Consider the following 22,035-nt stretch of genomic DNA (forward strand, 5'->3'; position numbering starts at 1 on the left):
AATACCCCATAAAAGACTGGCATCAAAGGATGCAGCCCTGCCGTGGGCAACACGGCGACCAGAGAAAGGAGCTATAAGAATGAGCGAATTACTGTTCTTTATCATCGGCGTGACCCTCGGCGGTCTGAGCGGCGTCATGCTGATGTGCTGTTTGCAGATTAACAGGCTCTCCGACAGGGAGGTGAAGAAAAGTGAGAAATCGAAAGGTACAGATACTTTTCCGTTTGACTGATGACGAAGCCGAGCAGCTCCATGAGCTTGTGCGTAGGTCTGGACGCTCCAGAGAAGCGTTCCTAAGAGAAATGGTGAAAGGCTATCGGCTTTGCGAGAAGCCCGACCCCGAATTTTACAAAATCATGCGGGAGCTGTCCGCCATCGGCAACCGCATCAACCAGCTTGCGGCGAAAGCAAACGCCCTCGGCTTTGTGGATACGCCCATGCTGAACGAGGAAGCGAGGAAGTGGCACGAATTTCAAATCGACATCCGAAAGAAATACCTGCTCCCCCGCAGGGCATCGTGATGGCGGTCTGCGAGATATGGGATGTGAAAGGCAGGCTCGACCACCCAATCGACTATGCCGAAAATCCAGAAAAGACCGCCAATCCCAAGTACAGCGAAAGCGATTTGCAGGCGATGGTGGATGTCATGGAATACGCCACCAATAAGGACAAGACGGAACAGAGGTTTTTCGTCAGCGGCGTGAACTGCGACCCGACCACCGCAAGGGACGAGATGATGATAGCCAAAGCCCAATGGAACGACACGAGCGAGATTGTCTGTTACCACGGCTTCCAGAGCTTCAAGGCGGGCGAGGTCACGCCAGAGCAGGCACACGAGGTAGGCGTGAAGCTGGCGGAGAAAATGTGGGGCGACAGGTTCCAAGTGATTGTCGCCACCCACTTGAATACCGAGTGCCTGCACAATCACTTTGTCGTGAACTCCGTTTCCTTTGTGGACGGTAGGCACTACCACGACAACAAGAAAAATTTGCGGCTGCTCCGCAGGCGTTCCGATGAATTGTGCCGTGAATATTCTTTATCGGTCATTGAACACCCAAGCGGCAGGAAGAAGCCCTATGCCCTCTACCAAGCCGAGAAGCAGGGCTTACCCACAAGGGACACCGTGGCACGGCAGGCGGTGGATGAAGCCATCAGCAAATCCTACACGCTGAAAGACTTTGACCGCCAGATGGCAGAGATGGGCTACCGCATCAATTTTGACCCCAACCGCAAATACTGGACGATTATCTGTAAAGGTTGGGACAGACCCAAGCGGCTCTATCGGCTCGGTGACGATTACACCAACGAGAGGATTACGGAACGCATACGGGAAAATTCCTATGCAGTGAAGTTCTCCCGCTTTGCCGAGCCGACAAAGGCGGTCAAGGTTATAAGGGTAAAAGGCTCTCTGAAAGACGCACGGAAAATCGGCGGCTTGCGTGGGCTGTATCTCCACTACTGCTACAAGCTCGGCATCCTGCCAAGGAAAAGACAACCGAATTACGCACGGCTTCACTATCTCCTAAAGGACGACCTTATGAAGATGGAAGCCATCACGCAGGAAACAAGGCTGCTCTGCCGCAACCATATCGACACGGCACAGCAGCTCTTGTCATATAAAGGCTCTCTGGAAACGGAGATAACGGAGCTGACCGAACAGCGAAAGGGGCTTTACTCCCAGAGCCGCAAAGCAGGCGGCGAAGAAAAAGAAGCGGTCAAGGCTCAAATCTCCGAAATCACGGGGCGGCTTAAAACAGCCAGAAAGGAGGTCAGACTGTGCGAGGGTGTTCTTGCCCGCAGCGGCACTCTCAAAGAAAAGTTACAGACCATACGGGCAGACGAGAACAAAGAAAAAGGAAAGGAGCTGATGAAGCATGAACACAGGCGGCGAAGCGGCGGAGCAAATCGTCCGAATGAGCTTGGAGGGATTTGAAGTCGCTGCCAAAATCACGGGGGCAGGTGCGAAGAACATCGCCATCCTGCTCTATTCCATTCTGAAAGAGGAAAAGAAAACCAAGGGCAAGGCAAGGCTCACCTCAATGCTCCGTTCTGGCAAGGAGCTGAAAGTCTTTACGGTGAAGAACGCCGACCTCAAAAAGTTCACGCAGGAAGCAAAGAAATACGGCGTACTCTACTGCGTTTTGGCAGACCGTAAGAACAAAGACCCCAATGCGGAGGTGGATGTGATTGCCAGAGCCGAGGACGCATCGAAAATCAGCCGTATTGTAGAACGCTTTGACCTTGCATCGGTGGATACCGCATCCATTGTCACCGAAGCGGAGAAGTCACGGGATGGCAAAGGAACAAAGGACGGACAGCCAGAGCCAGAAATCGGCGTGCAGGAAAAGGCGGAGAAAGACAAGCTGCTTGACGCCCTCATGGGAAAGCCGATGCAGAAAGAGGAAAATGCCCCAAACCCCTCGGTGGCAAAGACGGAAAAATCCCCTCTGTCCGAGCCTACCTCAGAGCAGCCAAGGAAGTCCGCAGAGGGGGCTACTATGACTAAGGACGAGAAACCGTCCGTCAGGGAAGAACTGCGGAAAATCAAGGAGAGCCGAAAGGAGCAGGAAGCCGATGTGTCCCCCACCCTTGATAAAGAGAAATCTTCCGACAGGGCAAAGAAGCCGTCCACGGGAAAGACGGAGCATAAGCAGCCCCAGAGGAAGAAACCCAAGAAAGCGAAAGGAGCAAGATAATGAGTATCTATGATGTATTCAGCGGCGGCAACAGACCCTTTGACAAAGCGGAATGGGCTGCCGCAAAGCAGGCACAGCGGAATGAAGCCTATGGGCTGATTGACACGACCTGCGAAAAGATGATGACGGACGGTAGGACATTCAGACAGTATCTTGATGTGCAGGGGCGATTTGACCGTTACTCCGTCAACAACGCCATTCTGGTGTCGGCACAGAAGCCCGAAGCGACACAGCTCAAGGAAAAAGCGGCTTGGAAGCAGAGCCGTGTCTATGTGAACAAGGACGCCCAGAAAGTCGTTATCCTTGAGCCGAGCAAGGAATATACCCGTGATGACGGCAGCAAGGCTGTCGGGTATAACGCCAAGGAGGTTTTCGATGTTTCCGAAACCTCTGCGAAAGACAGGCAGCAGCCGCAGGAAGCCAAGACCATGCGGGAGCTTGTGTCGGCAATGATTGATGCCAGCCCCGTTGATTTTCAGCCCGTGGCGGAGCTTGAAATCCCCGCCTACTATGACAGCTCACAGCAGATGATTTTCATTAAGACAGACCTCTCCGAAGAACAGCTCTTTGTCAGCATGGCAAAGGAAGTGTCGGCGGCGGTCTTTGACTTCAAGCACAACGAGAGCAGGGATGCGTCCGAGTTTAAAGCCTACTGCGTGGCGTATATGGTAAGCTCCCGTTACGGCGTGGATACCAGAGGCTTCAGCTTTGACAGGCTACCGAAAGAGTTTGAGGGCATGGATACGCAGGTGTTCAAGGGAGAGCTTGGCTCCATGCGGGATGTGCTTGGGGAAATCCAGAGCGATATGTATAAGAGCATGGAGAAGAACAAGCCGCCCAAGTCCAAAGAGCAGGAACGGTAATCGGAGGTGAAGCCCATGAGAGAAGAACGGTATCACATTGCCCTTGACCGATACGACAAAAATATCGTCCTCAATGCGTTGAACACGCTCCGCAATCAGCAGATACGGGAGGAACGCCCCACCGACCCCGTGGACGAGCTGATTGAAACGGTGGCGACTGCTAAAAGCAAAAAGGTGAAAGTCGCACCCTGCAAGTGCCGGTGCCATGAGGAACGGTGACGACCAGAAAACAGCCGTAATCCTTGCCGCCTGCGGCATCGTACCTGTCGTGTGGCTTGCCCTGCTGACCTCACCCTATGTCAGCGGCGGCATCGTGGAGATAATGAACGGTCTGACCGTGGCAATCAATAACCCGTTTTCCATAACGGTGTGCGAGGACAGTTTAAGGACTGTCCTTATTTTTCTGCTTGCCTACGGCATGGGCATCGGGATTTATCTCTCCACACGCAGGAACTACCGCAAGGGCGAGGAACACGGCTCTGCAAAATGGGGCAACGCAGGTACGCTCAATAAAAAGTACCGAGATAAGGACGCAACTCAGAACAAGCTTCTGACCCAGAATGTCCGCATCGGGCTGAACGGCAAGAAGCACAGGAGAAATCTGAATATCCTTGTGTGCGGGGGAAGCGGGGCGGGAAAAACACGCTTCTTCTGCAAGCCCAACGCCATGCAGTGCAATACCTCGATGGTGATTTTAGACCCGAAAGGCGAAATCGTCCGTGATGTGGGCGGGCTTCTGGAGAAGAAAGGCTATGAGGTGCGTGTCCTTGACCTTATCAATATGCACCGCAGCCATTGTTACAACCCCTTTGTCTATCTTCGGAACGATAACGATGTGCAGCGGCTTGTGACCAATTTATTCAAAGCCACCACGCCGAAAGGAAGCCAGTCCCAAGACCCGTTCTGGGATACGGCGGCGAGTATGCTGCTCCTTTCTCTGGTGTTCTATCTGAAATACGAAGCACCGCCAGACGAGCAGAATTTCCCGATGGTGATGGAGCTTTTGCGGGCAGGCGAGGTACGGGAGGACGATGACAGCTATGTAAGCCCTCTGGACGAATTGTTTGACCGTCTGGAGATGGTAAACCCAGAGCATATCGCCCTCAAATATTACCGTGACTACCACTCTGGCTCTGCCAAGACCTTAAAGAGCATCCAGATAACCCTTGCCGCAAGGCTTGAAAAGTTCAATCTGGAGAGCCTTGCATCCCTAACCGCAACGGACGAGCTTGATTTACCGAGCCTTGGGGAAAAGAAAGTCGCCCTGTTCGCCTTGATACCCGACAACGACACGAGCTTTAACTTCCTTGTGTCCGTTTTATACACGCAGCTATTCCAACAGCTTTTCTACCTTGCCGACCACAAATACGGCGGGAGCCTGCCCGTGCATTGCCACTTTATTATGGACGAATTTGCCAATGTTTCGCTGCCCGATGACTTTGACAAGATTTTAAGCGTCATGCGGTCAAGGGGCGTTTCGGTGAGTATCATCCTGCAAAATCTGGCACAGCTCAAAGCACTCTTTGAGAAGCAATGGGAAAGCATCGTGGGCAACTGCGATGAATTTCTGTATCTGGGCGGCAACGAGCAAAGCACCCACAAGTATGTGTCGGAGCTTCTAGGCAAGGCGACCATCGACACCAACACCTACGGGAAAAGCTCTGGACGCAGCGGGAACTATTCCACCAACTACCAAATTTCGGGGCGTGAGCTTTTGACCCCAGACGAGGTGCGTATGCTCGACAACCGCTACGCACTTCTTTTTGTGCGTGGGGAACGCCCCGTCATGGATTTTAAGTACGACATCCTAAAGCACCCCAATGTGAAACTGACGACTGACGGAGGACAGCCGCCCTATCTCCACGGCGAGCCTACGCAGGCTGTCGCAACCCTTGTGTTTGACAGCGACATTCCACAGAACGCTACGAGTGTTATAGCGGTCAGCACATCCTACGAGCTTCTGTCCGAACAGGACTTAGAAGAAATTTATCAAATTTAAGGAGGATTACACCATGAGATTTTTCAACAAAAAGGACACCCAGAAGAAAGCAACCGCAAAGCTGCCCATGATAGGCAAGGTCAAGAAAGGCTTCCGCCACTACTGCGTGGCGGTGCTTGCCCTCACGATGGTGCTTGGCACTTCCATGACCGCCTTTGCCGCCAACGACCCCATACAGGTGGTAAACAACCTGTCGGATTTTATTTTTGGTCTGGTGAGGGCTGTCGGAATGATTATGCTCGGCTTCGGCATCGTGCAGGTGGGCTTGTCGCTGAAATCACACGACCCGTCCCAGAGGGCAAACGGTTTCCTCACCCTTGCGGGCGGCGTGGTGATTACCTTTGCCAAGGAGATTTTGACCCTCATCACGGGCTAAGGGAAAAGACAGCTCATTGAAAGACTGACACAAGACAGGGACAACGGGGCAGATCCGCTTTGTGGAACTTGCCCCGTTATCCAATTTTAAGAACGGAGGTGGTCGAATGTCAGATAACTGGATTGTGCAGAACTTGGAGAATGCCCTTAACACATGGAACGAAAAGCTGTCGGAGATATGGCAGCTCATAACCCAGTCCCCAGAACAGTTCAAGGGCGGCACTATCTGGAATGTAATCGTCAATATCCACGGTGCGGTGCAGGCTATCGGGCTTGCCCTGCTCGTGCTGTTCTTTGTGGTGGGCGTGATGCGTACCGCAGGAAACTTTGCGGAGGTGAAACGCCCAGAGCAGGCGTTGAAGCTCTTTATCCGCTTTGCCCTTGCCAAAGGTGCGGTGACTTACGGCTTGGAGCTGATGATGGCTCTGTTCAAAATCGTGCAGGGGCTAATCTCCACCATTATGAACGCCGCAGGCTTCGGCTCGGCACAGCAGACGGTACTCCCCTCGGAAATCGTGACGGCAGTTGAGGACTGCGGCTTTTTTGAGAGTATCCCCCTATGGGCGGTGACGCTCATCGGTGGGCTGTTCATCACGGTGCTGTCGTTCATTATGATTATGTCAGTGTACGGCAGGTTTTTCAAGCTCTACCTCTACACCGCCATCGCACCCGTGCCGCTTTCCACCTTTGCAGGCTCACCGAGCCAGAGCGTGGGAAAGAGCTTCATCAAGAGCTACTCTGCCGTATGTCTGGAGGGAGCGATTATCGTGCTTGCCTGCATCATCTTCTCCCTCTTTGCGGCAACGCCCCCTGCGGTCAATCCCGATGCAGCGGCGGTGTCGATGGTGTGGAGCTATATCGGGGAACTTGTTTTCAATATGCTCGTCCTTGTCGGTGCGGTCAAGATGGCAGACCGTGTTGTCAGAGAAATGATGGGCTTGTAAAGGAGGTAGCAATGGAACGGTTTTATATTTTCAAGGACGGGATGCAGCAAGGCAGCACCGCCACAAGGGAAAGTGCGGTTGACCTTATCCGCCAGTACCAGAAGCAGGAAACACACCCGATTTTAAGGGCGGAGTTCAGCATCATCAAAGGGGAGGAAGAATTTATCCCCTATCCGTCCCAGAAGAAAGCACCAAAGAGAAAGAACACGATGGAACGGTAAGGAGGACAGCCATGTACGATTTTGAAGCGGAATACCGCAGGATATTTGAAATGCCCCTTGAGGAAATCAAAGAGGATATTTTCTTTCGGGCAGACAATTTCCAGAATGAGAAGTGGTACGGCGATTTGCAGATGTATCGGGCAATCGGTGTCTGCAAGCCAGACAAAGGAAGCGTGTCCGACCTGCAAAAAGCACTAAAGGTCATGGGCTATCCCACGCAGGTTAAGGAGCGTGACGGTCAGCCCTACCTTGTGCCGCAGAGGGAAACACAGAAACAGCCCCCTGCCCGTAAACATGAGGACAGGGAGCGATAAGGAGGTGAGAACGATTGGAAGTCAAGATAAATAAGGAAATCCGCAACTACACGGAGAGTATGTTTTTCGGGCTGTCAATGCGGCAGTTCATTTTCTCCGTCCTTGCCTGCGGCGTGGCGGTGGGCTTGTATTTCCTGCTCCGCCCGCAGTTCGGGACGGAAACCCTAAGCTGGATGTGTATTCTGGGGGCTTCCCCCTTTGCCATGATGGGCTTTATCAAGTACAACGGCATGACGGCGGAGCAATTCGTCTGGGCGTGGATAAAATCAGAATTTTTAATGCCAAAGAAGATTTTGTTTTCCCCAGACAACCTTTACTACGAAGCCATGAAGCCGACCCTTGAAGCCCACGAAAAGGGCTTGCCCGCCGTGCAGAAGAAAAAGAAGCAGACGGCGGCGAAAGCAAAGACAAGAAAACCAAAGCATTCCAAGAAATCAAAGAAGCGTAAGGAGGTAGACCATGTTAAAGACGCTTAAAAACCTGTTCAAGCAGGACAGGGAGAAATTCGTTGTGCCGAAATCGGTGCAGGCGGTCATCCCAATCAAGACCATCTGGGAGGACGGCATTTTCCTCGTGGGCAGGAACAAATACGCAAAGACATTCAAGTTTGAGGACATCAACTATGCCGTGGCGAGCCGTGAGGACAAAGAGGCAATGTTCCTTGAATACTCGGAGCTGCTCAATTCCCTCGACAGCGGGGCGACCACGAAAATCACCATCAACAACCGCCGCTTGAACAAGGCGGATTTTGAGCAGACCATCCTTATCCCTATGGCAGATGACGGACTGGATAAGTACCGTAAGGAATACAACAGGATGCTGCTCGACAAGGCAACAGGGGCTAATTCTATCGTGCAGGATAAGTATGTGACCGTATCCGTGTGCAAGAAGAATATCGAGGAAGCCCGCAATTATTTTGCCCGTGTGGGGGCTGACCTTATCGCCCACTTTTCACGGCTCGGCTCGAAATGCACGGAGCTTGATGCGGAAGAAAAGCTCCGCATCTTCCACGACTTCTACCGCACGGGCGAGGAAACGGCATTCCGCTTCGACCTCTCCCAGACCATGCGGAAAGGTCACGACTTCAAGGACTTCATCTGCCCCGACACCTTTGAGTTTGAAAAGGATTATTTCAGGATTGGCGACAGGTACGGGCGTGTGATATTCCTGCGGGAATACGCTGCCTATATCAAGGACAGCATGGTGGCGGAGCTTTGCGAGTTAAACCGTAACATGATGCTTTCCGTTGATGTCGTTCCCGTCCCTACGGACGAAGCCGTGCGGGAGGTGGAAAACCGCCTGCTCGGTGTGGAAACCAACATCACCAACTGGCAGAGGAAACAGAACCAGAACAACAATTTTTCCGCCGTCATCCCCTACGACTTGGAGCAGCAGCGAAAGGAAAGCAAGGAGTTCCTCGATGACCTCACAACCCGTGACCAGAGGATGATGTTTGCGGTGCTTACGATGGTGCATACGGCGGAAACAAAGGAGCAGCTTGACAATGACACGGAAGCCCTGCTCACCACGGCGAGGAAGCATCTCTGCCAGTTTGCCGTGCTGAAATTTCAGCAGATGGACGGTCTGAACACCGCCCTACCGTTCGGCGTAAGAAAGATTGACGCTTTCCGCACCCTCACAACGGAGAGCCTTGCGGTATTTATCCCGTTCCGTGTGCAGGAAATCTACCATGAGAACGGCGTTTATTACGGGCAGAATGTTATCTCCAAGAACATGATAATCGCCAACCGCCGCCACCTGCTCAATGGTAATTCCTTTATCCTCGGCGTGTCTGGGGCGGGCAAGTCGTTCACGGCAAAGGAGGAAATGACGAATATCATCCTCACAGACCCCAACGCCGATGTGATTATCATAGACCCAGAGCGTGAGTATTCGCCTTTGGTAAAGGCGATGCAGGGCGAGGTCATCCACATTTCGGCTACAAGCGACAACCACATCAATGCTATGGATATGAACTCTGATTACGGAGACGGGGCAAACCCCGTCATCCTCAAATCAGAGTTTATTTTATCCCTCTGCGAGCAACTCATCGGCGGGGCGAGCCTTGGGGCAAAGCAGAAATCCATCATAGACCGCTGCACGGCTTCGGTGTACCGCCACTATCAGCAGGGCAACTATATGGGAGTGCCGCCCACCTTGCAGGACTTCCGTGAGGAACTTCTGAAGCAGAACGAGCCAGAGGCACAGGAAATTGCCCTTGCTATTGAGCTTTTCACGGACGGCTCTCTCAACACCTTTGCCAAGCACACGAATGTGGATACCAAGAGCCGCCTTATCTGCTATGACATTCTGGACTTGGGCAAGCAGTTACAGCCTATCGGTATGCTTGTGGTGCTTGACAGCATCCTAAACCGCATCACCCAGAACAGAATGATGGGCAGGAACACCTTTATCTTCATTGACGAGATTTACCTGCTCTTTCAGCATGAGTATTCCGCAAACTTCCTTTTTACTCTCTGGAAGCGTGTGCGTAAGTATGGGGCGTACTGTACTGGCATCACCCAGAATGTGGACGACCTCTTGCAGAGCCACACGGCGAGGACGATGCTTGCCAACAGCGAGTTTATCATCATGTTAAACCAGGCGTCTACGGACAGGATTGAGCTTGCGAAGCTCCTTAACATCTCCGACTTGCAGATGAGCTATATCACCAATGTGGGGGCAGGACAAGGGCTTTTGAAAGTGGGCAGCTCCCTTGTGCCGTTCGTCAACAAGTTCCCCCGCAATACGGAGCTGTATAAACTGATGACGACCAAGTTCGGGGAGGTTTAGGAAAGGATGATTTTTATGGCGGATATAAGGTTTCGCAGCACGGCTCACCGTGATTTCTTTCTGGAGAACATGATGAAATGCAGGGTAAACGACTGCTACCACAGGGCGTTCTTTTATGTGATGGGGATTGCGGAGGAAACGAGGAAGAACATCAACACCATGTTTGATTTCAATACGGACTGCATCGTGCCAGAGGGGATGCACAGCGGATGGCAGACAAGCGGCACGGTCAAGGTCTGCCACCTCACCTTTAACCTCTGGAACGGCTATACAGAGGACGGGCGTGAGAGGTATTTCACACCAGAGGAATTGTTCTGCTGCGAGTTTGCCCCCTACTTCATGGAGGGCATCAAGGTGAGGTATCCCGAATATTGCAGGGACTTACCCGCTCCCAAGCAGCACACCGACCACGCAAGGTAAACCAAACAAAGCCAAGCAAATTTTAGACGAGAAAGGAAAAGAAAAGCCTATGAAAGAATATCTGAAAAAGCACCAGTCTGTTATCTGCATCGCTGCCGCCGTCTGCCTTTTGGGTGCGGCGGCTTTCTGTATCTTCCGCATCTCTCACCACGATGCACAGGTGGACGAGCAGGCAGAGAACTTCGAGCAGCTTGCCCAGATAGTGGAGCAGGCTCCCGAATCCGAGCCGATTCCCACGGATGAACCCGTGAGCGAGGGCGAGGACGTTCTGGCGAAGTACAACGAGCTGTTCTTGCAGAACGAGGATTTGATAGGGTGGATTGCCATTGACAGCACGACCATCAACTACCCCGTCATGCAGAGCAAAAATAACCCCAACTTCTACCTCAAGCGTAATTTTGAAAAGGAGTACAGCGATTTAGGTACGCCCTATGTGCAGGAGGACTGCGACATCGCTGCAAGCGATAATCTGGTTATCTACGGACACCACATCAAGGGCGGCAAAATGTTCGGGGCGTTGGAGAGCTACAAGGAAAAGGACTTTTACGAGGAACACAAGACCATCCAGTTCGACACCCTCACGCAGCAGGGCAAATACGAAATCATCGCCGTATTCAAAACCGTGGCGTACAGTTCGGAGGGCTACCGCTACTATGATTTTGTCAATGCGGAAAGCGAGGACGAGTTCAACGCCTATGTAGGAAAATGTAAGGAGCTTGCCCTCTACGACACGGGCGTGACCGCCGAGTACGGCGACAGGCTCATCACCCTCTCCACCTGCGAATACTCCGCCCAGAACGGCAGGCTTGTGGTGGTGGCGAAAAAGGTGGACTGATTTGACCGCCAAATCCCAGAGGGTACAGCGTATTTTCGGAAAGGAGGCTCCCTATGGCAAAGATTAAGACCAGAGATGCGGTCAAAGGCACAATCAAGGCTATCGACAAGGCGGCTGTCGCTTCGGAGCGCATGAAAGCCGCCTACGCCAAGACCAAGGAAAAGGCGGAGCAGGGCTATTATGCGGAGGAAAGCTCTGCCACCGAGTATGCCGCCGACAAGGTTTCTTATGCTTCGGAGCGGATTGCAGGCGAGGGCGCACACCAATTTAACAAGCAGGGGCAGAAATCCGTCCAGACCACCAAGGAGAACATCATCAAGGCAAAGGACAAGGTGGAGGACTTTAAGGGAAAAAGGGCGGTAAAAACCGCAGAGAAACAGAAAGCACAGGCTTCTGCAGAACGGAACGGCTCACAGCCCCGTCACGGGGCGGCGAGCCGTTCTCCTGCCCCCGATACCCCCGCAAATGCAGGCGAGAAAGCAAAGAGCCGCTTTATCAAGACAAGGCAGCAGGGAAAGCAGACCATCAAGACCACCGCCCGAAATGCCGAAAAGACGGTAAAATCCACCGCCCAAGGCACGGTAAAAACGAGAGAAGCCGCCAGAACCGCTGCCCAAGGTGCGGTAAAATCAAAAGAAGCCGTCAAAGCTGCCACAAAGAGTACGTTCAAAACTGCGGAGAAAGGCATCAAGACCGCCCAGACCACCTCTAAGGCGGCGATTAAGACCACGGAGCAGACCGCCAAGGCAGCGAAAGCGGCGGCAAAGACTTCCGTAAAGACAGCCCAGAAAGCGGCACAGGCGGCAAAAGCCACTGCCAAGGCGACAGCCCACGCCGTGAAAGTGGCGGTCAAGGCTACCCTTGCGGCAATCAAGGCGATTATCGCAGGCACAAAGGCTCTGATAGCGGCAGTCATGGCAGGCGGGTGGATTGCCGTTGCCGTGATACTCATTATCTGCCTTATCGGGCTGCTTGTAGGCTCAGTGTTCGGCATATTCTTTTCGGGCGAGGACTCTGGCAACGGGATGACCATGCAGACCGCAGTCCGTGAAATCAATGCCGATTACGACAGCCGCCTTGATGAAATCATAGACGGCACTTCCCACGATGTACTGGAGATGTCGGGAAGCCGTGCGGTCTGGAAAGAGGTGCTTGCGGTGTACTCCGTCAAGACCACCACCGACCCAGACAACCCACAGGAAGTCGCCACAATGGACGATAACAAGAAGCAGCTCCTAAAGGACATCTTCTGGGAGATGAACGAAATCAGCTTCCGTACCGAGAGCAAGACCGAAACCCAGATAACCGAGAGCGATGACGGTCACGGGAATATCGTGGAAACGGAAACCACCGTCACCCAGACCTACCTTTATATCACCGTGAGCCACAAGACAGCTGAAGAAATGGCGGACAGATACGGCTTCAACGAGGAACAGCGGCAGCAGCTATCGGAATTACTTGCCGAGGAAAACAATTCCCTCTGGTCTGCGGTGCTTTACGGCATCACCATCGGGGACGGCGAAATCGTCACCGTGGCTCTATCGCAGGTGGGCAACGCAGGCGGCAAGCCGTATTGGTCATGGTACGGTTTTGACGGGCGTGTGGAATGGTGTGCCTGCTTCGTTTCGTGGTGTGCCGACCAGTGCGGCTATATCGACAGCGGCGTTATCCCTAAATTTGCGGGATGCGTCAACGGCTCTCAGTGGTTTAAGGATAGGGGGCAATGGCAGGAGGTTGGCTTTACGCCAGAAGCAGGACAAATCATCTTCTTTGACTGGGAGGGTGACGGGGAAACCGACCATGTCGGCATCGTGGAACGGTGCGAGAACGGCATCGTCTACACCGTGGAGGGCAACTCTGGAGATGCCTGTAGGCAGCGGAGCTACCCTGTCGGGAGCCGCTCTATCTACGGCTACGGCATCCCTGCCTATTAAAAACGGGCAAAAGAAAAACAGAGGGGCTTAATCCTCTGTTTCCTCTTTTGCCTTACATAATCCGCTTACGGTTGCTTCTATGACGAAAAGCTCTTTATCATCTAATCTGTTGAGCTGTGCGTCTAAGCGTCTGCGGACAGAACTTTTTTTGACTTCTTTGTTTGGGAATATGTACTCATCAACTGACACATCAAACATTGTAATGAGTTGAATAAACAGCTCAATGCTCGGATACTGCCCCTCATTCTCAATCGCTTGAATATGTCTGGGAGCATAGCCGATAATACCAGAAAGCTGCTCTCTTGTTATCCCTCTGGATTCACGGGCTTTTTTGATTGCCTGTCCAATCGGAGTAAAGTCGAAGTCAAAATGAATGTTTCTTTCGTCCATTAGCTCACCACCTATACTCTGAAAATCTTACTCTTATATTTTACAGAGATATGGCTTCCAGTCAAACGATGTATAATCTCCTAAAACAGGAGATTTAATATCCTATTACAAGAGATGGAAATTCATATTTACATAGTTGATATAGTCCGTTTCACTGTCTATAATATATGAAAGCTGACGCTTGGAGAAAAAAATATTAAAAAAAGCGAGGGATTTTTGATATCCATACGACTACCTTTATGAAGCAGGAAAACATCTGCTCAGAAAGGAGTGGTCATGGGAATGGACAAATATGTGCTTCAGACCAACAGTTTGTCAAAATCTTTTGGCAGAACAGAGATTTTACATGGAATCGATATGTCTATTGAGTACGGCGAGATTTACGGGCTTATTGGGCAGAATGGCGCAGGAAAAACGACCCTGCTAAGATTGATTAGCGGATTGATGAAGCCCACAAAAGGCACGGTGAATCTTCAAACGGGCAAACCTTTTATTGGGTATATGCCACAAAGTTGTCGATTTGATGATAATACAACTGTTTCTGAAATAATTCGCTTTTTTGCCCGATTGCGGAACGCAGATACCAAAGAAAGTGTTTTTCTTGGGAAAAAACTGAAATTGGATATGAGTAAAAAGGTCAAACACCTGTCACCTGGGCAACAGAAAAAACTGCAAATGATTATTGCGATGACAGGTGAACCAGATTTATATGTTCTGGACGAGCCAACGGCAGGCTTAGACCCCAATGCAACTTTTGAGATGAAAGGCATTATTAAGGGTATCCACCAGAAAGGGAAAAGCATCATCATTTCCTCTCATATTTTGCAGGATATGGATGAAATTTGCACCAACATTGCGATATTGCAAAACGGACAACTGATATATGACAATGAAATTGAAAGCTCTTATATTTTCAAAATAGCCAACATTTCAAGACAGGTTCTTGAAATGTTAGCGAGTGATTTCTCCCTTTCAGTAGATAAACTTGGAACTACTCTTACCGCACAAATTACCAAGGAGCAAGTCCCCCTGTTGATTTCTGCGTTGACTTTACACGACATTAGCATATTTGAGGTCACTGCTTGCAATGTGAAGCGCATAGTGCAGGAACAACTTCATTTAGAGGAGGTGCGAAAATGAGAATGGATATTCTGTCTCTTGTTAGACGAGATTTCAAAAAAGCAATGAACTTACGCACATTGGTTATTTGGATAGCTCTTGCAGGTATGGGAGTGTTCTTCTTTTATACGTCGGGTGGTAGAACAAAATTAGTAGAGAGCGACCAGATTGAGTTTTTGGCATTGTTTCTTCCGCATATGATTTTCGGCTCGTGGGCGGTACTATCGTCATACTTTGATTTGGTTTCGTCTGATAGAGAACACAATGTTTTAGACTGCATCATATGTTCGGGCATTCCGAAAACAAGAATCTTTATTTCAAAAGTCCTTGTTGCAGCAATCATGTCATTGGTTTTGTCCTTTATCTATATGACACCAGTTACTTGTGCCATCATTGGGCTTAGCGGCAACTTTGCACATATACTTGTACTGATACAGTATTTGCTTCCATTATGGGGATATATTATGGTCTATGCTACTATGGGTATGTTGATTTCAATACTTGCCCGTTCCTCAAAGGCAGCGCTCATTTGGAGTTTAGCAATAGGTTTACTGTTGATGCCCCGTTTTTTTGTTATGATAGTAGAGGGAATCGGAAAAGCATTTGGATGGACAACTCAGATGGTTGATAATTTCAGTCTGATAGCACCAGGAGTAATGATGCAGGCACTATCAGAAGTATCAGATATTTCAAGGTTTTCGCAGGCATCCGTCATTTTTGGTATCAGCATTATATCATTTCTAATAATTGCATATTTGACCTTTATAAAACAGGATGAATATAACTACGGTGAATAAGGAGGGATTTTCTATGAAAAAAGTTACGGTTTTATTAATCACAATTTTGATGATGGCAGTTTCATTGGTTGGATGTGGCGGCAATGACGATACTATTCAGACATGTATCATTTCAAATAGCAGCTATTCTTCGCAGGAAGAGTTGGAGTCAGCAAATCAAGAAGACGCTCTTATCGTTAATGAACCAGTTTATGCAAGCGTCCATTTTGTCGAGAGTCCAAAAGGCATGGAATATACCGTGAAATGGTATCTTGATGGTACTGAAATCAAATCTGAAACAAAAGCAACAGAAAAAGATATGCAGGACATTGTTGTGTACGAGCTGGAGGCAGAGCAGGTAGCGGCTGGCTCTTTGAAGCTTGAGGTAATTTACAAGGATACTATATTGCTTACAAAGGAGCTTATAATTCAATGAGGTAGATGATTATATGAGTGTTTTTAAAGAGGGACGAGAACAAAAATTCATATCGGTGTATCACTCGTATGTCAATGAAATATACCAATATGTATATTTGCGAACGGGAATGAAAAAAGCTCTGGCTGAGGATATAACACAAGACATCTTTATGGATGTATATAGAGGAATGTCTGGGTTTAAGGGATTAAGCTCTGAACGAACTTGGATTTTCAAAATAGCCAGAAATAAGTTAAATGACTTTTATCGAAAACAGTATAGCCCTAAATTTGAGATGGTTGAGATTGATGATTATATGGCAGAGTATCTCGAAGACCCATCCCAAGATGTACAGGAGCTTTTGATTAAGTCATTTGAACGGGAAAAAGTTCGAGCCTGTTTACATGGGCTGCCAGAGCAATATAGAATTGTTCTGGTACTGAAATATATTGACGAAAAATCTGTTAAAGAGATTGCATCTATTGTAGAAAAGTCGCCAAAAGCCATAGAAAGCATTTTGCAGCGGGCAAAAAACGCTTTTATAAAAAGCTATGCAGGATATGAGAAAAGGAGGGACTACAATGCCAAGGAAAGATGAGTTTATCGAAAAAGCATTTGAAGTATTTGAACAGGACGGGATACCCACAGAGCAGCAAAGGGACATGATGCTCAGTCGTATATTAACAGAATGCAAAGCGGAGGACACTTCTGGTATTGGTAAGATTAAAAAAATGATTGTCACCTATCCTTGGAGGTTTGCTTTTACAGTTTCAGCCGTTCAAGCTGTTGTTTTTACTATGATTTTTGGAACACAGTACACAAATTTGTTTCTGAGTTTCTTTGGAGGGTAAATCTATGAAGCAGTTGATTGAAGCACTAAACCATCCTGCGGAAGCCTTTGCAAAAGGCAATAAAGCAGTTTCGTGGGGATTGGTGATAATTACGATACTACTAAATTCTGTTTTTGAGCCTGTTCTTCAGCATTTTTGCGGAGTAAATCGACCAGAATTTGAGATGCAGAGAATGTTGAAAATCACAGGATATGGAATATTATCTTATGCTCTCATTTGCATTTTATTTTGGGCTGTATGCAGATGTTTGGGCAGTAACAGAACGGTATCAGACCATATAAAAGCATGGGGTATCTCATATGCTCCTACTGCAATTTGTGCTGTTGTAGTAGCTTTTACCGAAGTTTTCTTCTATCTATTCTGGAATAATACTATTTCCGGAATGATTTTGAACATTGTGTTTGTAGGCATTTTGATTTGGAAAGCCATTCTCTATTTCGTATATTTGAGAAATTTTGCATCTCTAAAAGGGTGGCGTTTCCTTGTTGCTTGTATCGTAATGGGACTGATTATTTTAATTATGGCAGCTCTAAATGGATATGTTGGCTTAAAAACTCCTGTTTTGTAATATGGGAGGTGATGTAATGGCAGATACTCAATGGATACTATGTCCAATTTGTAAGAACAAAACCCGCATTATGATACGGAAAGATACAGAGCTTAAAAACTTTCCACTCTTTTGTCCAAAGTGCAAGCAAGAAAGTTTGATACGAGTAAAAAAGTGTCATATTACAGTCATTAAAGAGCCAGACGCATAAGACGCAGAGCCGATGAACAAGTGAGCAATCACAGGTTCATCGGCTCTGTTCTTTATATGAATATAAATTGGACAAGCCCACCGAATAAAAAAAACGATGTTTCGGTGAGCCGTTTTGCTATGCCTTAAGCACTCTCCGACTTCGCTTTTGAAGTTTGGAGGGATTTTTATTGTCTGCAAGCAACAACTTCTACTTACATATACCATACCGAGGATGGGCGGATAACCTGCTAAAAAAATCCTCGTCAACATATGGGGGCTTTGTACCTCGAAAGTAGAAATCAAATCTCTATACAATAGAAATATATTCTCCTTAAACCGTAAAGGTGTGGTAGCCTTTGCGGTTTTTCTTTTGTCGTTTTTTGCTGAAATACGCCGCATGGCTCTTTCTGCCGTGGGATGCCGTTCCCCGCCTCTCAATCTGGATTTTAGCGATTTTCAAAATTCAGATTGGAGGTACTTACGGTGAAATATGCACCAAGAAAGGTCTATATCAAAGAAAACGGCGGCTATACGGAATTGTCTTACGAGGATTTCTGCCGCCGCAGGGAAGCGGACGGAACTTATAAGGACAAGTTCTTTATCCCCGTGCAGGGCTGTCTGATTGAGACGGAACAGACCCACTACATCGAGTTCTATCGGGACAAGGAACGGTGGCGTTATCTGCAAAAGCTCGATGCAGACAACAGCCTGCTGTCTTTAGAAGCGATAGAAAATGCTGATGACAGCGGTAACGGTTTTGAGTTTATAGCTGATGAAGCGGTAAATGTTGCGGAAACCGTTGTCCGCAGAATGATGTTGGACAAGCTGAAATCTTCCCTCACATTGCTGTCGGAAGAAGAACGGACGCTTATACAACAGCATTTCTATGAGGGCAAATCGCAGGTTGAGTTGAGCCGTATCTATGGCATTAACCAGTCCAGCGTCAGCAGGCACATCATGAAAATCCTGCAAAAGCTCAAAAAACTTTTGGAAAATTAAATTTTCCGTGCATAGCCCCCTCATTTTTTCCTTTGGAAAAGTGAGGGGGCTTTTCTACGGGCTTCCCCAAGCTCCTTGACAACCGAATACCCATTCACCAAATACATTCTCTTTGTGATTGTGATGAGCAAAAGCGTGTGCAGCGGTACGCCATGACCTGCCAAAAAGCAGAAGCGATGAAAGGTGGTGAGCGGAAATTACCGACTCAAAATATCGGGCAGCCCCCGATTTCGCCATGACCCGCAAAGAGGACAATGATACTCCCGTCCAGTCACAGTCCGAGCGGTAGCCAACCCGCCGCAGGCAATGAGGGCGGCTCTGTCAGACCGACAGTTGGGGTGCGATTCCCGTGGCGTCAGTTCGCTGCTGACCGTTTGGTGGATTCTATGCGTTATCTAACGCATTTGCATTTCGTGGGTGTAAAGCCAGCTCTGCTGGCTTTGGACAACATAGAAATGCTCCTATCATATCAAGCCAGATGCAGGGTGGTCTATGGAAACAGGGCTTTGTTTTTATGCCCCGCCGACCTTAAACACTCCCTTGTATCTGGCTGCTACATAGGCAGGAAATCCCTGCCTAAATCCAGATAGGAGGTCAAACACATAATGGAAAGGACTATCAAGCGTGGCGATATTTATTACGCCAAATTAAATCCCGTTGTCGGCTCGGAGCAGGGCGGCAAGCACAGACCCGTACTTATCATCTCTAATGATATGGGCAACAAGCACAGCACTACGGTCATTGTGGCGGCAATTACGGGCATGGAACACGCCAAAGCAAAACTCCCCACCCACATCATTGCAAAAGGCTATGAATGCCTTGAAAAAGATTCTATCATCCTGCTTGAACAGATAAGGACACTTGATAAACAACGCCTGCAAGAGTACATCGGTACTTTTGACAGGCGTTTCATGTTATTGGTAGATGATGCCTTGGCTATCAGCATCGGCATTACCAAAAAGGACTAACCATCCCGTTATATCGTACAAACCCTAACGAATATCATATAGCGAGGTGGTGTTGATGATTGAAGTGTCGTGAGTTTGTCTATGTCGGAGAGCCTGCTCCGCAAATCACAGAACAGGAACACACAGCGTTTTATCTGCAATTTCAAAAGTCAATACTTGCTTCTCTGAAAAAAAGAGAACTATTGACACACTCGCAGTATGAGCGTTGTATTGAGGAAATAGAAAAGCAATACAGAAAGAACAACCGCAGCCAAGCCTAAACGCTTGGCTCTTTACATATGTTTCGTGAACCATCACTACTCAATCAAGAATAAAAATGTACGATTTCCCAATTTGCACATTCGACAACATACCTCTATGAAACTATACTTAAAATACGGCAAGGCTTTTGTCGGGAAAGGAGCTATTCTTATGTCAATAGACAAATACGAAACCCTCAATCAAGAGAGAAAAATACAGAATATGAAAAAGAAAGTTGCCGCTTACTGCCGTGTCTCCACGGACAATGACGACCAGGCAAATTCATTTGAAAGCCAGCAGCGGTATTTCCGCCAGTATATCGAACGTAACCCCGATTGGGAGCTTTACGCCATATTTGCCGATGAGGGCATCTCTGGAACGAACACAAAAAAGCGAAAAGAATTTAACCGCATGATTGCGTGCGCCAAAAACGGCGATTTTGATTTGATTATCACCAAAGAGATTTCTCGTTTTGCGAGAAATACCCTTGACAGCATATTCTACACCCGTGACCTCAAAAAGCACGGAGTGGGCGTTATCTTTCTAAACGACAACATCAACACCTTGGACGGCGATGCAGAGCTTCGCCTTGCCATTATGTCCTCTATCGCACAAGAGGAAAGCCGCAAGACTTCCGAGCGTGTGAAATGGGGACAGAAACGCCAGATGGAGCAAGGCGTTGTGTTTGGACGCAGTATGCTCGGCTATGATGTAAAAGACGGTAAAATGACTATCAATGAAGATGGGGCGAAAATCGTCCGTCTTATCTTCCGCAAGTTCGTGGACGAGGGCAAAGGCACTCATGTTATCGCCCGTGAACTTCGGGAGGAGGGCATAAATCCCATGCGAGTGAAAGAATGGAGCAATACCGTCATTTTACGAGTGATACGCAATGAAAAATACTGCGGCGACTTAGTGCAGAAGAAAACCTATACGCCAGACTTCTTATCCCATGAAAAGAAATACAACCGAGGGCAGGAGGAATTTGTCATCCTCAAAGACCACCACGAGCCGATTATCTCCCGTGAGCTTTTCGATAAGGCAAACCGCATTTTGGATGCAAAATCGCTTTCGCAGGAGGGCAAGGCAAAACACAGCAACCGCTATCCGTTCTCTGGGAAAATCAAATGCGGCAGATGTGGGGCAAGCTATGTTGCCCGATACAAGACCAGAAAGGACGGAAGCCAGTATAAGGCATGGCGTTGTTTTGAGAGTGCAAAGCACGGAAGCCCCCACATCGACAAGGCAGGGAACCAAGTGGGCTGCTCTGGAACAAGCATCCGCAACGAAGAAGCCATCCATATTATGTATCTTGTCTGCAAACAGCTCACCATTGACCGCCAGAAAATAGCGGATAACTTGATTAAGACGATTAACAAGGTGATTTCACTGGATATGACAGGCGCAGATACGAATACTTTGGAAGATAAAATTGAATCGACACAGAAAAAACGTACTGATTTGATTGACCTTTACACAAGCGGCGATATTGACCGTGACGAATTTACGGCTCTTAGGGCAAAATACGATGCTGAAATCGACAGCTTGAAATCTATGGTGGAAAGCATGGAAAAACAGCAAGTTGTAATTGCGAAGCAAAAGGAACTGATGGAGGACATTAAAAACGCCGTGGATGAGCTTATCGGCGGCATTGAGTACGAAGATGAATTTTACACACAGCTACTTGACAAGATGGTGATTAACGACAGAGAGAACATAGATGTATATTTGAATTTACTTCCCCTTAAATGGAGCTATACGGTTGCGACAGCATCAAAAAAAGCGTTAGCCTCTGAAAGGAACATTTCAGAGGCTTCACTACCCAGAGAAGCAGCGGTAATGTTCCGCTTACTGCATTTTGGGACGAGGATGATACGGTGGGATTCCCGATACATAGCTTTTCGACGTTTGAGAGGATAAAGAAGTATGATGAAAATGAAGATGCGGGGGATGTCGGGAAGCCTTATTCTATCGAAGTTAGAGATACGGAAAGAACGATAACTATATATGGCATTGCTTCAACGAGATTTGATATAGCAGGTTAAATTGTGTCAGACCTATTTGTTTTATTGTGGACAAGTAGGTCTGATTTTATGTAGTAAATTACACAAGTATAAGATTTGAAGTTGTTCGATTTGATTCGC

The 22,035-nt window shown here is 48.5% G+C and carries 26 protein-coding genes and 1 pseudogene; 26 read left to right on the forward strand and 1 reads right to left on the reverse strand.

The window, feature by feature from the left end; all coding sequences use genetic code 11:
* Window positions 1-79 precede the first annotated feature (79 nt).
* The 16 genes from AC6I3O_RS10605 to AC6I3O_RS10680 all read left to right on the forward strand — a co-directional run bounded on the left by AC6I3O_RS10605 (window position 80) and on the right by AC6I3O_RS10680 (window position 13,394).
* Window positions 80-232: a DUF3789 domain-containing protein gene (locus tag AC6I3O_RS10605; RefSeq protein WP_497850847.1), complete on the forward strand. Its 153-nt coding sequence runs from the start codon at window positions 80-82 to the stop codon at window positions 230-232.
* Window positions 192-521 (forward strand): plasmid mobilization protein, encoded by a 330-nt coding sequence (locus AC6I3O_RS10610; RefSeq protein WP_497850848.1) that lies wholly within the window; start codon window positions 192-194, stop codon window positions 519-521. Before AC6I3O_RS10605 ends, AC6I3O_RS10610 begins: the two co-directional genes overlap by 41 nt.
* Entirely contained in the window at window positions 461-1,933 is a 1,473-nt protein-coding gene (locus AC6I3O_RS10615) for a relaxase/mobilization nuclease domain-containing protein (RefSeq protein ID WP_497850849.1), read from the forward strand. Before AC6I3O_RS10610 ends, AC6I3O_RS10615 begins: the two co-directional genes overlap by 61 nt.
* Window positions 1,875-2,696, forward strand: coding sequence for a PcfB family protein (locus AC6I3O_RS10620; protein WP_497850850.1), 822 nt, complete (start codon window positions 1,875-1,877; stop codon window positions 2,694-2,696). Before AC6I3O_RS10615 ends, AC6I3O_RS10620 begins: the two co-directional genes overlap by 59 nt.
* Window positions 2,696-3,559: a hypothetical protein gene (locus tag AC6I3O_RS10625; protein WP_497850851.1), complete on the forward strand. Its 864-nt coding sequence runs from the start codon at window positions 2,696-2,698 to the stop codon at window positions 3,557-3,559. The genes AC6I3O_RS10620 and AC6I3O_RS10625 overlap by 1 nt, the downstream gene beginning before the upstream one ends.
* Window positions 3,560-3,574: 15 nt before the next feature.
* Window positions 3,575-3,778, forward strand: coding sequence for a hypothetical protein (locus AC6I3O_RS10630; protein ID WP_120477792.1), 204 nt, complete (start codon window positions 3,575-3,577; stop codon window positions 3,776-3,778).
* Complete coding sequence (locus tag AC6I3O_RS10635; protein ID WP_497850852.1) at window positions 3,765-5,558, forward strand: VirD4-like conjugal transfer protein, CD1115 family; 1,794 nt, start codon at window positions 3,765-3,767, stop codon at window positions 5,556-5,558. The genes AC6I3O_RS10630 and AC6I3O_RS10635 overlap by 14 nt, the downstream gene beginning before the upstream one ends.
* 13 nt (window positions 5,559-5,571) lie before the next feature.
* Window positions 5,572-5,934 (forward strand): glutamyl-tRNA amidotransferase, encoded by a 363-nt coding sequence (locus AC6I3O_RS10640; protein WP_497850853.1) that lies wholly within the window; start codon window positions 5,572-5,574, stop codon window positions 5,932-5,934.
* A gap of 106 nt (window positions 5,935-6,040) precedes the next feature.
* Window positions 6,041-6,877: a VirB6/TrbL-like conjugal transfer protein, CD1112 family gene (locus AC6I3O_RS10645; RefSeq protein WP_497850854.1), complete on the forward strand. Its 837-nt coding sequence runs from the start codon at window positions 6,041-6,043 to the stop codon at window positions 6,875-6,877.
* A gap of 11 nt (window positions 6,878-6,888) precedes the next feature.
* Window positions 6,889-7,098, forward strand: coding sequence for a hypothetical protein (locus AC6I3O_RS10650; protein WP_497850855.1), 210 nt, complete (start codon window positions 6,889-6,891; stop codon window positions 7,096-7,098).
* Window positions 7,099-7,109: 11 nt separating this feature from the next.
* Window positions 7,110-7,412: a hypothetical protein gene (locus AC6I3O_RS10655; RefSeq protein WP_497850856.1), complete on the forward strand. Its 303-nt coding sequence runs from the start codon at window positions 7,110-7,112 to the stop codon at window positions 7,410-7,412.
* 14 nt (window positions 7,413-7,426) lie between these two features.
* A complete protein-coding gene (locus AC6I3O_RS10660; RefSeq protein WP_497850857.1) occupies window positions 7,427-7,888 on the forward strand; it encodes a PrgI family protein in 462 nt (153 codons plus the stop codon).
* Complete coding sequence (locus tag AC6I3O_RS10665) at window positions 7,872-10,205, forward strand: VirB4-like conjugal transfer ATPase, CD1110 family (RefSeq protein WP_497850858.1); 2,334 nt, start codon at window positions 7,872-7,874, stop codon at window positions 10,203-10,205. Before AC6I3O_RS10660 ends, AC6I3O_RS10665 begins: the two co-directional genes overlap by 17 nt.
* A gap of 15 nt (window positions 10,206-10,220) precedes the next feature.
* Complete coding sequence (locus AC6I3O_RS10670) at window positions 10,221-10,625, forward strand: DUF6075 family protein (protein ID WP_497850859.1); 405 nt, start codon at window positions 10,221-10,223, stop codon at window positions 10,623-10,625.
* Between the two features lie 49 nt (window positions 10,626-10,674).
* Window positions 10,675-11,460, forward strand: a complete 786-nt coding sequence (srtB, locus tag AC6I3O_RS10675) for a class B sortase (RefSeq protein ID WP_497850860.1) — start codon at window positions 10,675-10,677, stop codon at window positions 11,458-11,460.
* Window positions 11,461-11,513: 53 nt separating this feature from the next.
* Window positions 11,514-13,394, forward strand: coding sequence for a CHAP domain-containing protein (locus tag AC6I3O_RS10680; RefSeq protein WP_497850861.1), 1,881 nt, complete (start codon window positions 11,514-11,516; stop codon window positions 13,392-13,394).
* Window positions 13,395-13,421: 27 nt separating this feature from the next.
* Here AC6I3O_RS10680 and AC6I3O_RS10685 read toward each other — a convergent pair whose 3' ends face one another.
* Window positions 13,422-13,784: a helix-turn-helix transcriptional regulator gene (locus AC6I3O_RS10685; RefSeq protein WP_247230739.1), complete on the reverse strand. Its 363-nt coding sequence runs from the start codon at window positions 13,782-13,784 to the stop codon at window positions 13,422-13,424.
* A gap of 282 nt (window positions 13,785-14,066) precedes the next feature.
* Between AC6I3O_RS10685 and AC6I3O_RS10690 the strand changes: the two genes are divergently transcribed.
* The 10 genes and pseudogenes from AC6I3O_RS10690 (at window position 14,067) to AC6I3O_RS10735 (ending at window position 21,811) form a co-directional block, all read left to right on the forward strand.
* Window positions 14,067-14,924 carry an ABC transporter ATP-binding protein gene (locus AC6I3O_RS10690; protein ID WP_497850862.1) on the forward strand — a complete coding sequence of 286 codons (858 nt, stop codon included), beginning with the start codon at window positions 14,067-14,069 and terminating at the stop codon, window positions 14,922-14,924.
* Complete coding sequence (locus AC6I3O_RS10695) at window positions 14,921-15,700, forward strand: ABC transporter permease (protein WP_247230737.1); 780 nt, start codon at window positions 14,921-14,923, stop codon at window positions 15,698-15,700. The genes AC6I3O_RS10690 and AC6I3O_RS10695 overlap by 4 nt, the downstream gene beginning before the upstream one ends.
* A gap of 13 nt (window positions 15,701-15,713) precedes the next feature.
* Entirely contained in the window at window positions 15,714-16,115 is a 402-nt protein-coding gene (locus tag AC6I3O_RS10700) for a hypothetical protein (protein WP_497850863.1), read from the forward strand.
* 13 nt (window positions 16,116-16,128) lie between these two features.
* The gene (locus AC6I3O_RS10705; RefSeq protein WP_497850864.1) at window positions 16,129-16,692 is read left to right on the forward strand and encodes an RNA polymerase sigma factor; all 564 of its coding nucleotides are present in this window, start codon (window positions 16,129-16,131) and stop codon (window positions 16,690-16,692) included.
* A complete protein-coding gene (locus AC6I3O_RS10710; protein ID WP_497850865.1) occupies window positions 16,676-16,945 on the forward strand; it encodes a hypothetical protein in 270 nt (89 codons plus the stop codon). The genes AC6I3O_RS10705 and AC6I3O_RS10710 overlap by 17 nt, the downstream gene beginning before the upstream one ends.
* Window positions 16,946-16,949: 4 nt before the next feature.
* A complete protein-coding gene (locus AC6I3O_RS10715) occupies window positions 16,950-17,513 on the forward strand; it encodes a YIP1 family protein (RefSeq protein ID WP_497850866.1) in 564 nt (187 codons plus the stop codon).
* A gap of 16 nt (window positions 17,514-17,529) precedes the next feature.
* Window positions 17,530-17,719: pseudogene (locus AC6I3O_RS10720) on the forward strand (cysteine-rich KTR domain-containing protein).
* A gap of 448 nt (window positions 17,720-18,167) precedes the next feature.
* A complete protein-coding gene (locus AC6I3O_RS10725) occupies window positions 18,168-18,683 on the forward strand; it encodes a sigma-70 family RNA polymerase sigma factor (protein ID WP_497850867.1) in 516 nt (171 codons plus the stop codon).
* A 605-nt stretch (window positions 18,684-19,288) separates the two neighbouring features.
* Window positions 19,289-19,651, forward strand: a complete 363-nt coding sequence (locus tag AC6I3O_RS10730; RefSeq protein ID WP_497850868.1) for a type II toxin-antitoxin system PemK/MazF family toxin — start codon at window positions 19,289-19,291, stop codon at window positions 19,649-19,651.
* A gap of 411 nt (window positions 19,652-20,062) precedes the next feature.
* Entirely contained in the window at window positions 20,063-21,811 is a 1,749-nt protein-coding gene (locus tag AC6I3O_RS10735; protein WP_497850869.1) for a recombinase family protein, read from the forward strand.
* Window positions 21,812-22,035 lie beyond the last annotated feature (224 nt).

Source organism: Sporofaciens sp. St.21A7 (genome assembly GCF_059728535.1).